At 60.8% G+C, this 14069-nt stretch carries 10 protein-coding genes and 1 pseudogene; 4 read left to right on the top strand and 7 right to left on the bottom strand.

The window, feature by feature from the left end; genetic code table 11:
- The first annotated feature begins 222 nt into the window (after window positions 1-222).
- A complete protein-coding gene (locus AC0L2K_RS04510; protein ID WP_473530724.1) occupies window positions 223-618 on the top strand; it encodes a hypothetical protein in 396 nt (131 codons plus the stop codon).
- Window positions 619-964: 346 nt separating this feature from the next.
- Here AC0L2K_RS04510 and AC0L2K_RS04505 read toward each other — a convergent pair.
- Window positions 965-1107: pseudogene (locus tag AC0L2K_RS04505) on the bottom strand (ATPase domain-containing protein); the annotation flags it as partial.
- A gap of 68 nt (window positions 1108-1175) precedes the next feature.
- On the opposite strand from AC0L2K_RS04505, the gene AC0L2K_RS04500 reads away from it, so the two are divergent.
- Entirely contained in the window at window positions 1176-1340 is a 165-nt protein-coding gene (locus AC0L2K_RS04500; protein WP_287244436.1) for a hypothetical protein, read from the top strand.
- Between the two features lie 361 nt (window positions 1341-1701).
- Here AC0L2K_RS04500 and AC0L2K_RS04495 read toward each other — a convergent pair whose 3' ends face one another.
- Window positions 1702-3162 carry a glycoside hydrolase 5 family protein gene (locus tag AC0L2K_RS04495; protein WP_473530723.1) on the bottom strand — a complete coding sequence of 487 codons (1461 nt, stop codon included), beginning with the start codon at window positions 3160-3162 and terminating at the stop codon, window positions 1702-1704.
- Window positions 3163-3876: 714 nt separating this feature from the next.
- Here AC0L2K_RS04495 and AC0L2K_RS04490 point away from each other — a divergent pair.
- Window positions 3877-5022: a glycoside hydrolase family 1 protein gene (locus tag AC0L2K_RS04490; RefSeq protein WP_128245409.1), complete on the top strand. Its 1146-nt coding sequence runs from the start codon at window positions 3877-3879 to the stop codon at window positions 5020-5022.
- Between the two features lie 83 nt (window positions 5023-5105).
- On the opposite strand, the gene glf is transcribed toward AC0L2K_RS04490, so the two are convergent.
- Together glf and AC0L2K_RS04480 are read right to left on the bottom strand one after the other, a co-directional pair.
- On the bottom strand, window positions 5106-6281 hold the full coding sequence (glf, locus tag AC0L2K_RS04485) for a UDP-galactopyranose mutase (RefSeq protein ID WP_473530722.1): 1176 nt from the start codon (window positions 6279-6281) through the stop codon (window positions 5106-5108).
- A 2-nt stretch (window positions 6282-6283) separates the two neighbouring features.
- Window positions 6284-7456, bottom strand: a complete 1173-nt coding sequence (locus AC0L2K_RS04480) for a glycosyltransferase (protein WP_473530721.1) — start codon at window positions 7454-7456, stop codon at window positions 6284-6286.
- A 408-nt stretch (window positions 7457-7864) separates the two neighbouring features.
- Between AC0L2K_RS04480 and AC0L2K_RS04475 the strand changes: the two genes are divergently transcribed.
- Entirely contained in the window at window positions 7865-8788 is a 924-nt protein-coding gene (locus tag AC0L2K_RS04475) for a glycoside hydrolase family protein (RefSeq protein WP_473530720.1), read from the top strand.
- A gap of 354 nt (window positions 8789-9142) precedes the next feature.
- On the opposite strand, the gene AC0L2K_RS04470 is transcribed toward AC0L2K_RS04475, so the two are convergent.
- From AC0L2K_RS04470 to tssH, 3 genes are all read right to left on the bottom strand, one after another.
- Complete coding sequence (locus AC0L2K_RS04470; RefSeq protein ID WP_287052245.1) at window positions 9143-9382, bottom strand: hypothetical protein; 240 nt, start codon at window positions 9380-9382, stop codon at window positions 9143-9145.
- A 447-nt stretch (window positions 9383-9829) separates the two neighbouring features.
- Entirely contained in the window at window positions 9830-10912 is a 1083-nt protein-coding gene (locus AC0L2K_RS04465; RefSeq protein ID WP_287067601.1) for a sensor histidine kinase, read from the bottom strand.
- A 236-nt stretch (window positions 10913-11148) separates the two neighbouring features.
- On the bottom strand, window positions 11149-13914 hold the full coding sequence (gene tssH, locus AC0L2K_RS04460) for a type VI secretion system ATPase TssH (RefSeq protein WP_473530719.1): 2766 nt from the start codon (window positions 13912-13914) through the stop codon (window positions 11149-11151).
- Window positions 13915-14069 lie beyond the last annotated feature (155 nt).

Here is a 14069-nt window from a genome sequence, read left to right as displayed (position 1 = left end):
ATCGGCGCCGGTCCAAATAAAAAGGACAACAGCCAACCAGGCCACAGGTGGCAAACACCACGACCACCCGGTCCGGCCGCGGGCGGACCATTTCGAGTATTGTCCAGTGTGCGGACAAGACTTCGAGAAGCGCGACCTGGGCCAGCTGGGTCATCGTGCTAAGATCGAGCACCAGTTGCTGCAGCCTGTGAATTAAACTGCGCCTTGCGGAGACCGCCAGGAATGAGTGGAAAGCGCCAGGTGCAGCGTGCCTACTACGACTTCTTCGAATTCCTCTTCGGTGCCGGTGCCCCAGAAAGAGCGGTTTCAGTCCTCAGTCGTCGTTCCCGGAGCCGAGCTGTCTTTGCATCTCGTGCCGCGCGCTCGACCTCGATCAATTCCCGCGCAGCATCCGTCGTACGCTCCTTTCTGTCTCGTTTTTTCTTTTCAGTGAATGCTTGCCTTTGCCGCATTGTTCTCCCCGATCTGACAGCACAGCGCTGTGTTGCCGCACCGAACCATCGTCGCCAGATCGGGTTCCACCCGCACAGCAAAAAGGTTGCCATATCCTTCGGCACGGCGGACTGCATCGCATCGCCAACGACCGCGCCCCGAGGGAATGGGAAGGACGCGGGCTGATCGGAGAGGGTTCAGCACTAGGTCAAAGTGTGCCCGACCCGAACGCATTTGGCTCGGCGGGGTCCCCGAACGAAAGACAAACCGCCTGCTAACAAGCCCCGTCCAACGGTCGTCTCGCAAAGAAGCTCTACTCGTCCGCCCTTCTGCCATGTAATTTGCAACAATCCGAGACGCGAGCACTTCACGTCGTTTTCCAGATTGAGCCTCGACCCTTTGGCCGGTCGAACATGCGGCTCAGTAGCGCCATTCGGGAGGGGCGGGACGCACCCCTCCTTTAGCTTGTCGGTATCGCCACGACACCTGCGCCCTGCCCACCGCCAGAACCTGCCCTCGGTCTATTCAGCCAAGCCTCCTCGACCGTCTCCCCGAATTCCAGGTCGGAAGAATGGACGAGGTCAGCAACCGGGAGCGATCACGGCTGAGTTCTGGAGGAACGAGTTCCAGAACTTCTATCCCGTCCAGACTCCAGCCGTGCCTGCCTGCCACAGCGGCGCTTGGCCTGCCGTTCAGGAACAACAACGCCCAAGCGAAGTTTGGTGGTCCAGGAGGTAACGACAATGCGCATACTGACAACATTCTTTGGATACTTGTGGCGCTCGAACAGCAAGTCGCCGCCCGACCTTGCGCCGCCCGTCGACGCGATTGTTCGGCTGCTGAAAGAAAAGCAAAAACTCCCTACAAAGAAAGGGCTTGGTCGACCAGATCAGACTACTGGCGGCTGACCGCGCTGCGACGCAGGATGTGGCGACGGGGCAGACGGCATCACCCGTCACCCTCTGTAGCTTGGGGGACGGATCGGCATCATGCCCGGCTACGACGGCGACGCCGAGAGAAGGAGATCAGGTTCGCGCCACTTAGCCACCGCTCAATTCCGGCTGGCAGGTCACATGTCTTTACGCGCAAGGCCGCGCGCAGCCTCAAGACCCCGCGGGAAGCCGCTGCGGTCACCGAAATCCTGAGGTTGCCGGCGGCCTCGACCGTGCGGGCGGTTACAGAGGAGTGTTGCGATGTCGAGCCCATCACCGGCTACACGGCTCCAAAGCCCCGGTCACTGAAAATCGGCATCGGCGCGAAGTTGCCTCCCTAGATCCGGCGGACGGCAAGTGCGGCATCTGCGGAGAACGGCGGCACCTCAAGCCTCAGCCAGCCGTCCGAATTCGCCTGCCATTCCGCTGTTTGCCTGCCGGCCGCGGTATCCCAGGCGATGACGCGATAGGTCCCGCGAGCAAACCTCGGCAGCTCCAAGGTGGCCGGAACCGGCGCCGCGCCGGCGCGAAGCATACCGTTTCGCCCGATCGTGTCGCGGCGAACCAGCCAGACCACCGCCTGGGAATCGTCACCGCAGGCAACAGCCGCGGCGTCGGGACTGGAAACCCGCATCTTGTTGCCGAGATGGGCACGCCGGAACGAAATCCAGTCGATCAGAGGGAGGAAATCGGCCAGCGAACGCTGCGCCCGCCGCATGCCGGGGGTAAGCACATGCGGGGTGCGGTTTGGCCACCGCATGCCGCCACCCGCGCCCCCCGCTGCCAGGTGAGCCCATTGCAAATGGCGGAAATATTCGTCGTCGAAAGGTTCGGGGAGTGTGATCTTCTTGTCTTTGAACGAGTGGATCGGGCCGTGCTCGGAATCGAGAAAAGGGCGGCCGTCATGAATTTCACCAAGCGCCTCTCCGACGATTCGCGCCATGCCGAGCGCCGGCCCCACCGTGTCACTGGGGTCGTCAATTGTGCCCTCCTCGTAGAGATGGAGGGAGGCGAAATCGAGGTCGGGGTGGCGGAAGATCGGTGCAGCCAGCGGCATTTGCGGCCGCCAGCGAAGCTCAGGTCCGAACAGCGAAACGGTCTGCGGGTGAGAGCGGCCGTAAAGTGACGTTTCCAGGCGGCGCACAAAATCGCTGAGATCATGGATGAAAGCGCCGAAGCCATCCGCGCTGCCCTGAGCCTGCTCGGGATGGATCTCGTTCCAGAGGTCCCATGCGAAAAGGGCTCCGCTGCCGCTCCATCTGCGAACCACGAATTCCAGTCTCGCCTTGATCGCGCGGCGCGTATCGGCGCAGACTAGGAATCGCGACGGGTGGTCCAGCACGCCTCCGTTGTGGCGGTTGTAGGGATGGTGGCGCCAGTGGAGCCACTGCCAGAACGTATCAAAGGGGGTGAGCAGGATTCTCAAGCCCTGTTTTTCGCACAGACGAAAAAGATCGTCCCACAGCTGCACCATCGCCGGGACGAAGCGGCCCTGCGGCTTCTCGAAGTAGCGGTGGCGAACCTGGGCGTATTCCAGCATCAGCCTAAGACAGGTGACGCCGCTTTCCTTCAGCCAACGGAGATGATCTTCCACGCCGGCCATATCGGCGCGCCGGAACAAACCATTGAGTTCGGGCCAGCTTACCGCATCATTCTGCCCGATCGGCGTCCATGCCTCGCCGTCCTCGGTGACGAAATAGGAACCGGCTATCTTGATCCAAGGCAGGCCCGCAGCCGATCTCGGCGCGGAGTCTTCCACTTCGCCGACCAGCGGTATCGCCAATCTAATGTCGTTCAAGGCATGCTCGAATTTCGTCCGCGGAGCAGTATAACTGCCGTGGTGGCAAAATGTTTCGCCGGGCTTGGCAGGCCAATGCTCCTTTCGCCCCATTTTGCAGTAAATCGATGCCCTGTCTCGACGCAGCGGCGCCTTGCCTCAAGAGCGGCGCGGAGCTGGTGATGTCGACCGATCACCCAGAGAAGTTGCAGGCGCAGAACGCACGCTCGGTTCTGATAGCGATGTGAGAACCCTCGCTGCGAACATGACGAGGGAGCGGAAGTGTCGTGCGTCGCTTCGTCGACAAGGGCAGAATTTCAGGTTGGCGGTCGTCTGCCGACCAGACAAACTTCAGCCGAAGGGGAACCTCACGGTCCCAGGCAAGTTCGGTAGGATTGTGGGGGAGATTGCGTGTGCTTTCATCTCATCAGCTTTATAGTTGTCGTGCGTGCGATCTTCTCCTTCCTCGGATTCCATCATCCAGCCCGACAACGGATTGGCGAGGCGCGGCTTCAGAGCGCCAGTCTTTCATCCTGAGGTCAACGTCTGCTCACCGACAACACCTGGACTCGGCTCCGCTCACGCTTGCTTGGTCAACAGTCTACGCTTGCACGGCATTTACCGCTCAGGGGACGACGTGATGGAGGCCCGAAGGAAATTGTGGCGGTCGAGACTGGCAATGGCCGGCCGCCCGGCGGGAGCGCCGGCGCGAGCCCTGGCCGAGGGGTTGCACGTATGAGCAGCAATCCGGCGCGTCCGCCAGGCGAGTACCGGTCCGTGTTTGCCAGCTTCTTCATGGCTGGTTTCGAGTGCTCATCGCATCGGCGCGGCGACGGAGTGCGCCTCGATTTGATCCGCGCGACTGCACACGACACGCACGCCCTCGGCGACTATCGCAGTTGTGCTGCCCTTGGGCTTCGCACGATTCGCGACGGCTTGCGCTGGCACCTGATTGAAACAGCGCCAGGAGTTTTCGATTGGTCGGGTTGGATATCGATGATCGAAGCAGCTCAGGCCGCCGGTGTGCAGGTCATCTGGGATATCTTTCACTACGGCTCGCCGGATCATGTCGACCAGGGTGGCTCAGGCTTCACCGAGGCCTATGTGCGATTCGCCGCTGAGGCTGTCCGGGTTCACCGCTCAGTTGCAGGGACAGCTCCCCTGGTATGTCCCATCAATGAAATCTCATTCTTTGCATGGGCGATAGAGGTCGGCTATTTCCCGCGCGTGGGGCCGAAGAAGCGGGGATGGTTCAAGCGGCAGCTTGTGAGGGCAGCGGTTGCGGGCGTCAAAGCCATGCGGGATGCCGAACCTGATTGCAGGTTCATCTGGGCTGAACCGCTAATCCATGTCGCTCCTCGCGACCGCACTCGCGCCGAGCAGCGGCGCGCAGAAAGTGTTCGTCAGGGCCAGTTTGAAGCCTATGACATGCTGACGGGCCGTGCCGAGCCCGAACTGGGCGGCAGCGAGGACTGTGTCGACGTCATCGGGCTCAACTTTTATCCGCACAATCAATGGTACTTTCAGGGGCCAACGATACCAATGGGTCACCACGAATACCGGGCACTTTCGGACATGTTGGTCGAGGTCGCTGAGCGCTACAGGAAACCTATGTTTATCGCCGAGACGGGTGCTGAAGGGTCAGGCCGGCCGGCATGGCTCCACTATGTTTGCGATGAGGTCCGCGGCGCGATGAGCCTTGGTACGCCGGTCCAGGGCATATGCCTTTACCCGGTGACCGCGTATCCCGGCTGGGACAATTCGCGCCACGCGGAAGTCGGCTTGTTCTCGACGATACATGCCGATGGTTCGCGCAGTCTTCGCCAGCCGGTTGCAAATGAATTGGAGCGCCAGCGCGCATTGTTCACGGCAGGTGTTTAGTAGCCGTCGAAAAAAAGGCGCGACGTTGGCCACTTCTCGCGGCGGATCGCGGCAAGGCACGCCTTGGCTACCACTATCCGAAATCAGTATAGATGTTCGCCGCGAGCCCTGCCCGATGAATCGAGCGTCGCTCGCTGCGTTGGCAGCTGCGCCACGCCATTTGCCGGCAGGCTTTGTTGAATTCGCGCGAACGTCGCCAAGGCCTGGCCGACGACCTGATCCATGTTGTAATAGCGGTACGTCGCCAGGCGCCCGACGAACCAGACGTCGGGGCACGCGGCAGCCAGTGCTTCATAACGTTTGTATAGCGCCTCGTTTTCCGCCCGTGGCACCGGATAATAGGGATCTCCGATATCGGTTGGATATTCGTAGGTCAGGCTGGTTTTCGGGTTCTGCTGGCCGGTCAGATGCTTGTACTCGGTGATGCGGGTATAGTTTTCCGTCTGCGGATAATTGACTACCGCGACCGGTTGAAACTGCTCGCAGTCAAGCGTCACGTGCTCGAACCGCAGTGACCGATAAGGTAGACGACCAAGGCTCCAGTCGAAATATTCATCGATCGGCCCGGTGTAGATCATGCGCTGAAAGGGGATCGTGTCGCGAATTTCGCGATAGTCGGTTTGCAGCATGATCTTGATCTTTGGCTTGTCCAGCATGCGCTGGAACATGCGTGTATACCCGCCAGCCGGCATACTCTGGAAGATGTCGCCAAAGTAGCGGTCATCGCGGTTGGTTCGGGTAGGAACCCGCGCCGTCACCGACTTGCTCAACTGGGCCGGATCGACACCCCACTGCTTCCTTGTATAGCCGCGAAAGAATTTCTCGTAGAGTTCCCTGCCGACCGTGCTCACAACCACGTCTTCGGCGGTGCGAACTTCTTCGACCGTTTCCCGCCGGGAAACGAAGAACTCCTCCAACTGCTCGGAATTGAATTCAAAGCCGTACAGGCGGTTAATGGTGTCGAGATTTATCGGTATCGGCAGCAGTTTTCCGTCGACCGAAGCCAGTACGCGATGTTCGTAAGGCCTCCATTCGGTGAACTGCGACAGATAGTCGATTATCGATCGGGCGTTGGTGTGGAATATATGCGGCCCATAGCGGTGGATCAGAATTCCCGCCTCATCATAGCAGTCATAAGCGTTGCCGCCGACGTGATTTCGACGGTCGATGAGCAGAACGCTTTCATGCCGTTGCGATGCGATGCGTTCGGCAAGCACGCTGCCGGCGAAGCCGGCGCCGACAATGAGCCAATCGAACATGGTCAGGCTCCCCGGCGCAACGGCACAATGCTCTTCATGGCATAGGCGCGCTGGATGTGGGCAGCCATTGCCTCCCACGTCCGCTCCCACGACATGTTGGCGAGGTAGGCGTCGACTTTGTTCAGCAGGAAGTCGCGCGGGCGCGATAAAACAGACCGAAGCTTGGGTTCGAGATCTTCGGCGTCGACGATATCGACCAGGCCTTCCGCACCATAGGTGCGCACGACATCCACAATCGCCGTGGACACCACCGGCAGTCCGGCCGCCAGGAACTCGGGAGTTTTGGTCGGGCTGATGTAGCGTGTCGCCTCATTGAGCGCGAAGGGCATCCAACCGGCGCTCCAGTGCCTGAGATAGCGAGGCAGATCGGCGTAGGACTTGGCACCCAGCCAATGCAAGTTAGCTGCGCGCGGCAGGCTTAGCGGGTCGATCTTGACCACCGGGCCGAGCATGACGAAATGCACGTCGGACATTGCCGCAGCCGCCTGCGCGATCATCTCGATGTCGAGCCGCTCGTCGATCACGCCGAAGAAGCCAACTCTCGGGTGAGGTATGTCGACCTGATCTACAGGGTCATCGCCGGGCTGTCTTGCCTTGTGAAAATGCGCCACGTCGATGCTGCTTGGGAAGGGAAAGATCGACTTGTGGAGGCATCGTTTGGCCTCGTACAGGCTCAGTCCGCCCGTGAACACGACATCGGCGCGCTGAAACAGCTCCTTTTCCATCTGCGTCAACTCTGCCGGCGCGTTCTTGAAGGCGGAGAGTTCATCCATGCAGTCGTAGACGCACACGTCGCAGCGGAGATGATCGCTGAAACGCAGCGCCATCGGCGTGTAATACCATACGGTAAGCCGGTCGTGCGGGGCTGAGGTGAGGATCTGGTCGACGAACCTGCGCTGGATGGCGTCCGCCTTTGTTGCGGAGATCCCGGCCGGAAGAACCGGGGTTACGGTTCGGATCATCGGCGTCTCATCATTCACCCGCATGAAGGGGTAGTGTCTTTCCTCGAAGACCGGTTCCTCAAAGTAAATTAGCTGCTGCTGTTTTGAAGCGAGCGTCAGAATGTGCTGTGGGCGTTGGTGTACGAAATTCCATCTTAGGTGAGAAAAGCAAAGTAATATTGACGATTTTACGGGTATGTTAGGTGATATTTGCTTGCCGCCCGCCATTTCCATACAAGTTTTTCCTTCGTTATAGTGCGCTATTCACTCGAAGTAACATATGTTAATCGAGGCTCGTTGGACCTGAGGCCCGTAGGCGCACATCTAACTTCCATTGAAGTAAGTTGTTCCACAGAGTTGAACTGCGTGCGTGTCCGAGCAGTGGCGCCGCACTTGCGCGATTGATCCACCGATGAATGGAGCGGCCAGCCACAGATGCCCGAACCATCCTGACCACGCGGGCGCCTCGGCCATGCGTGATCTCAACAAATGTGGCGCATTGCCACAAAACGGTTGAGAACGTTTGGTCGTTCAACAAGCGTTAATCGGGGGAGCTATAAGTTAACGGTCTGTGAATCGATTCGGCCGAGTGGCGCACGGGCCCGCGACCGCCGACGAAACACGCCGTGAGCGAGCCAAGAGATGAAATTCAACTTCGAAACCGACGTCTTTCCGCTGTTTCACCCGCAGGCCGTGGATGATCTGAAGGATCCTTGTCCGGTGTTCGACGGCACGCTTTGGCACGTCTTCGGCTCGAGCGGCACCGTCACGACCGAGAGCTGGAAAATACTACATGCCACGGCTCCGGACCTTTATGGGCCGTGGACTGAGCATGAGGCGCTCGACTTGGCGGTAGCCGGATCGGGCATAGCGGCACCCGGCGTCATTCATGAATGCGGCGTCTTCCATATGTTTATCCAGACCGAATTCATGAAGTCGGGCGGACGTTGCGAACATGCGGTTTCCAATGAGGGTTTCAACTGGGTGGTGCTGAATCCGGCGATATTGTCGCTGCCGGACACCGATGAGGACGGTATCTACGATCCCCATCCGGCGGTTATCGGCGGCAGGCGCTACATCGTCTATTCAGGCATGCCTAAATTCACCAGGGTGCCGCAGCCTGACGTCTATCTGGCGCGCAGCCAATCCGATTCCTGGTTCGGGCCATGGAAACGTCTCGGCAAGATATTGGATCATCTCGACGTTCCCCATCACAATGCGCGCGAGCATCCGGACTACGAATGGGGGATCGAGGGCGCCCAACTGGTCGAATTGCCTGACGGTCGGGTGCTTCTCAACGCCACCTGCTTCCTTCCCGACGGTCCGCGCGGAAGTCGTCAGCGCGTATTCTTCGCCATAGCCGAGGACGTCCAGGGTCCCTACGTCTCGATCGGCCCCGTGCTCGATCCTGGTGAGCCTGGCGAGAACGGCCATTCGACGGTGATGATCGAGGGCGGGAAACTGACCTTGTTCTACCAGAGCAGACGTGAGGCAACGAACCATCGCTGGCGTTTCGGACTCGCTAGATGCGATCTCGATCAGCAAGCCCTTTCGCGAGTCGCCTAACAAGAAGGACGGCACGAGGCGTCGTAGCTGCGCCATGACCATTTACCCGCGTCCCTGTCAGGGCGACGGGGGCTTCTCGTCAGCCAGCTCTTGCTCTCGCCGCTCAAGCTCCTTCTGAAGCTTTTGAGCTAATGCGACAAGCCTCGGCGACAGAGTTTGATCGCCCTCCAGTCCTAATCGCTTGCGCAGGCTCCGACGATTGTCTTTCGAACGGACCAGATCTCGGAAGCCACGATCGCTCTCTCTGGTTGCCATGACGGTCACCTTCAGCTTTAAACGCAACTCGCCGATTACTAAAGGGTTCCATCAGGGGCGGAATATTTCGCTAGAACCTTCCGAGCGGTGATCGGATAACTAAACGGGATTGAGCGGATACTGCTCGTTGTCATCGAAAGCTACGAACAGGCCCAGGGCAGCAGCGACTTCGAGGATAGCTTCGGTCAGATCGTCATTGGATGCGACCAAATCAGGTGCGGCCTGCCGAACCAGGTTTAATGCCGCTTTGACCGAGACGGTATCCCCAAAGCCGGCCCTGTTGAGGACTGCGGCAATTGCCTGATCTAGAATTGGACCGACACTATGGACGATGCTCATCCACCTTCCCCCCCGGGAATGCGAGACAGTATAATAGCGCGTCTGTGGCTGCGATGCAACCGACGCGCGAAATCGCATGGACCAGGGGCTGCTGCTCGGGCGCAACACAGGAGTATCTGGTGGAAATCTCCGAGCGGCGATCGGGTAACCGGCTCGCGCGAGGCCTCTTATTCCATCGAGCGCTTTGATCCGCCTTCTCGCCTCCCGAACTCCTTTGTACCGGCAACGTCCCCTCACCCGCGGTCCCTCGATTCTAGAGCTGCCTCCTATCCGGCCGCCCCACGGCGTGAAGAAGATCATCGAAGAGGCCCTTGGGGCAGCGGGCTTGATACGCCAGAGCAACCGAGCGCAACGCCCGCACTTCATCCTGCTACTTACGGACGTGCCTGCCGGCTATTTGCGCAATTGCTCAAGGCCGGACATGAAGCCAACTGCCTTAGTCGGGTGTCAGCTTGCAGCCGCTGATCGAGTGAAGACGATCGTCACCTTCGTCCCTTTGCTGGCGCTCGAGTCGACCGCGAGCCGCGCCTTGGCGTTCTCGGTCAGCGAGTGCGCGATCAGGGCTCCGAGCTTGCCTGGCTTGGGCCACGTCTCGCCTTCCGGCAGTCCAATTCCGTCGTCAGCCACTATGACCCGGCAGCCGTCGCCATCGACGATGCTGTGCAGCGTTATCGTGCCGCCTTCGCGCCCCTGGAAAGCATGTTTTAGCGAATTGGTCAGCAATTCGTTGACCACCAGTCCAGCCGGCATGGCGACGTTGATTGACACCGGATATGTGTCCACCCTCATATCGAGGCGGATCCCCTCGACTGCATGCGAGCTCATCACCGCGGACGCGATCTGGCTGAGATAGACGCCAAGATCGACCTCTTCCTTCTGCTCGTCGGCCGTCAGCGTCTGGTAGAGGATCGCCAGGGCGTCGACGCGACCGGCGAGCCGTTCAAACCGTCTCCGGTCGGCCTCAGTCGCATTGCGGCTTTCAAGCCGTATCAGGGCGGTGATCATCTGCAGGTTATTCTTCACCCGGTGCTGCAGTTCGCGCAGCAGCGTGTCTTTCTCGCTGACACGCTCCTCCACCGAGGGCTGATCCGCCGCTTCGCCATGGGCGGATACGTCGACCAGCGCCACCAACCGGAAGCAGATCTTGCCGTTGTCGTCCTCGATGACATTGGAATAAACGTCGACGATCGGCAGCTTGTCCTCGTTGTGCTCCAGCCTGTAGGTGCCGACCAAATCGGTCTCCCGGACCACGGCCTCGGCCAGCGGGCGGTCCTTCTGCTGGTAGAGGCCTGTGCCCGAAAGGGCCGACCAGTTTTCTCGAGTTAGCCTAGCGACCGTCAGGCCTGACAGTTTCTCGAACTCCGGATTGGCGTAGACTACACGCTCCTCAGCGGCCAGGTCTGCAACGGCTATGGCGATCGGCACCTGGTCAAGGAATTTCTTGAACTGTTCGCTTTCCAGTGCGGTTGCGAGTTCAGGTGTGTCAAGCAACTGCTCGACCGCATCGGCCTTGTCTGAAGTGGATGTCATTTGCGCGCCTGTTCTGGGCGTACAATATCAATAATGCAGTGCGCCCGCCATCGCCAAAGCTGGAGCTGCATCGCGCCGTGTCAGGCATCTGACCATAAGACGTGCCTCGCGCAACGGTCCTGGGTAAAACGACATCTTCCGATCGGCCGGCTCCGGCATGCTGACGGCGGGCCGCGAAACCCACCGCGCAGCCGGTCCAGCCCGCCGAGTGAATCGGGGTCCCACGTTCTGCTCAGCTATTCGAAGGAATAGGTGAAACCTCCTTCGGAGGCTCCGACCGTCACCTTCGTCATTTTTTCGCCCTCGAGCGACCGGTTCAGCACGCCACGGCTCAATTCGGGCAGAAGCGTGTTTGTCAAAATGGCGTCGATCATTCGGCCGCCGGATTCGATCTCGGTGCAGCGGGCTTTGACCAGATCCATGACACCGTCACCGATCACCAACTCCGCATCGTTGCTCGAGCGCAGGCGGCGGGCGATCTTGGCGAACTGATGGCGGGTGATCGCTTCGATCATCATGTCCGAGAGCGGGTAGTAAGGGATGGTCACCACCCGGCCCAAGAAGGCCGCTGGAAAAACCTTCAGCAGCGGGGCGCGCAATGCTGTGTCGAGATCGTCGAGCCCCGCCCGCACCGTGCCACTGTTGGTCCGGTCCATGATGACTTCGGAGCCAACGTTCGAGGTGAGCAGGATCAGCGTGTTTTTGAAATCGATCCGGCGGCCTTCACTGTCGTCCATCATTCCCTTGTCGAAGACCTGGAAGAAGATTTCATGCACGTCCGGATGCGCCTTCTCGACCTCGTCAAGCAGGATCACCGAGTAGGGCTTGCGCCGGACCGCCTCGGTGAGGATGCCGCCCTTGCCGTAGCCGACATATCCGGGTGGCGCGCCCTTCAAGGTAGAGACGGTGTGCGCCTCCTGGAACTCGGACATGTTGATCGAAATGAGGTTCTGCTCGCCGCCATAGAGCGTCTCGGCCAGGGCCAGCGCGGTTTCGGTCTTGCCGACGCCCGAGGGACCGCAGAGCAGAAAAACCCCCACCGGCTTTTCGGGCGCGCCGAGCCCGGCGCGGCTGGTCTGCACGCGCTTGGCAATCATTTCCATAGCGTGATCCTGACCGACCACGCGCTCGGACAGCGTGACGGCGAGCCGCAGCGCCTTTTCGGTCTGGCTCGACAGCATCCGGCCAGTCGGGATGCCGGTCCAGTCCTGCACCACCGCCGCCACGGCGTTGCGGTCGACCGACGGCAGGATCAGCGGCGTCTCGCCCTGCGCTTCTGCGAGTTCGGCCATCAGCTCGCGCAGCCGCGCGAGATCGGCAGCCGGGTCGGGTGGAGAAGGACCGGCAGCGGCCGTTGCTTCCGCATCGGGTTCGGGCGCATCGGGTTCGGGCGCTTTGATCTCAGATACATCGGCGCCTGCGGTTTCGGCCACCGCCCCCGAAGGCTCCACGGCGTCGAGCGGCACACCCTCGCCGCGCAGCCTGGCGCGCAGTTCGAGTATCTCGCCAACCAGCGCCTTTTCCCGATCCCAGCGTTGCTGCGCGGCAGCAAGCGTGAGTTCGGTCTCGGCAAGCCCGGTTTCGACCCGAGCCTGCCGGTCGGCCACGTCGATGCCAATCGCTGCCTCGCGGCCGATGATGGCGCGCTCGACCTCCAGCCCCTGGCGGCGGCGCATGATGTCCTCGACCTCGGCCGGGGTGGCATGCTGCGAAATGGCGACACGGGCGCAGGCGGTGTCGAGAAGGCTCACGGCCTTGTCGGGCAGTTGCCGTGCCGGGATGTAGCGGTGGGACAGGCTGACCGCCGCCTCGATCGCCTCATCGAGTATCTGCACCTTGTGATGCTGCTCGAGGACACCGGCGACACCACGCAGCATGAGAACGGCGACCGCTTCCGACGGCTCATCTATCTTGACGACCTGGAAGCGACGGGTAAGCGCCGGGTCCTTCTCGATGTGCTGCTTGTATTCGGCCCAGGTCGTCGCCGCGATCGTGCGAAGCTCGCCGCGCGCCAGCGCCGGCTTCAGCAGATTGGCCGCATCACCGGTTCCTGCCGCGCCGCCGGCGCCGATCAAGGTGTGCGCTTCATCGATGAAGAGGATGACCGGCGTTTCCGAGGATTGCACCTCGTCAATGACCGCCTTCAGCCGTTTTTCAAATTCGCCCTTTACGCTGGCGCCCGCCTGCATCAGGCCGACATCGAGCATGCGCACGCTGACGCCCTGCAGCGTCGGCGGCACGTCGCCCTCGGCAATGCGCAAGGCAAAGCCCTCGACGACCGCGGTTTTGCCGACCCCCGCCTCGCCGGTCAGGATCGGGTTGTTTTGCCGGCGCCGCATCAGGATATCGACGATCTGCCTGATCTCGGGATCGCGGCCGACGACCGGATCGATCTTGCCGTCGCGGGCGCGCTGGGTCAGGTCGGTGGCATATTTGGCCAGCGCCGAATCCGCGCCCGGAGCCCGCCGCGGTGTTTCGGCGGCGGCAACCGCAGTCGAGGCGCCGGCTTCGAGCGAACCCTCCATGACGTCCGCGAACCGCGCAATAACGGCCTGCGCATCGATCTTGTCGAATTCGCCGCTGATCTTCGACAGCAGGCCTTCCAGCACCGGCGTCTTCAGGCAGGCGAGCAGAATATGCGCACTTCGCACTTCCTCGACGCTGAATTCCAGTCCCGCCAGGCCCCAGGCCTCCTGGATGGCGTGAAAGATATGATCGGAGAATTCCTCGATCGAAGTGGCGCCGTAAGGCAGCTTGTCGACGGCGCGGGTCATATCGGCCGTGAGCCGGCTCGCATCCACCCCGGCGTCTGCCAGTATCAGCTGCACATCCGATCGCTCTGAAAGCACCAGCTGCTCGATGAAGTGAACGAGCTCGACATAAGGATTGCCGCGCAGCTTGGCGGTGTCGGCCGCAGCCTTGAAGGCGCGCAAACAGATGGGGTTGAGCTTGCCGACCAGTTCCTTGCGTTTAAAGCTCTGCGACGACCGGCGCTGTTCCATCGAACTTGCCCCTCCAATCTGCCAGCCAACAAACTGCCACATAAGCAGCGACTTGACAAAGAGCGTTTATGAGCGGGGCGTCCGGGTGTGCGATTCAGTCGATTTCTTCCGTCCCGGCAGGCGCCGGCGCCATCGGCTGCAACGCCATCGAACGC

It is taken from the genome of Mesorhizobium sp. WSM4817 (assembly GCF_055811135.1).
This window is presented reverse-complemented; position numbering and strand designations above follow the sequence as displayed.

Excerpts from the sequence above, each read along its gene's own strand:
- AC0L2K_RS04465 (WP_287067601.1), bottom strand. The coding sequence starts at position 10,912 with ATGACATCCACTTCAGACAAGGCCGATGCGGTCGAGCAGTTGCTTGAC.
- tssH (WP_473530719.1), bottom strand. The coding sequence starts at position 13,914 with ATGGAACAGCGCCGGTCGTCGCAGAGCTTTAAACGCAAGGAACTGGTC.
- AC0L2K_RS04475 (WP_473530720.1), top strand. The coding sequence starts at position 7,865 with ATGAAATTCAACTTCGAAACCGACGTCTTTCCGCTGTTTCACCCGCAG.
- AC0L2K_RS04510 (WP_473530724.1), top strand. The coding sequence starts at position 223 with ATGAGTGGAAAGCGCCAGGTGCAGCGTGCCTACTACGACTTCTTCGAA.
- AC0L2K_RS04470 (WP_287052245.1), bottom strand. The coding sequence starts at position 9,382 with ATGAGCATCGTCCATAGTGTCGGTCCAATTCTAGATCAGGCAATTGCC.
- AC0L2K_RS04490 (WP_128245409.1), top strand. The coding sequence starts at position 3,877 with ATGAGCAGCAATCCGGCGCGTCCGCCAGGCGAGTACCGGTCCGTGTTT.
- glf (WP_473530722.1), bottom strand. The coding sequence starts at position 6,281 with ATGTTCGATTGGCTCATTGTCGGCGCCGGCTTCGCCGGCAGCGTGCTT.
- AC0L2K_RS04500 (WP_287244436.1), top strand. The coding sequence starts at position 1,176 with ATGCGCATACTGACAACATTCTTTGGATACTTGTGGCGCTCGAACAGC.
- AC0L2K_RS04480 (WP_473530721.1), bottom strand. The coding sequence starts at position 7,456 with ATGGAAATGGCGGGCGGCAAGCAAATATCACCTAACATACCCGTAAAA.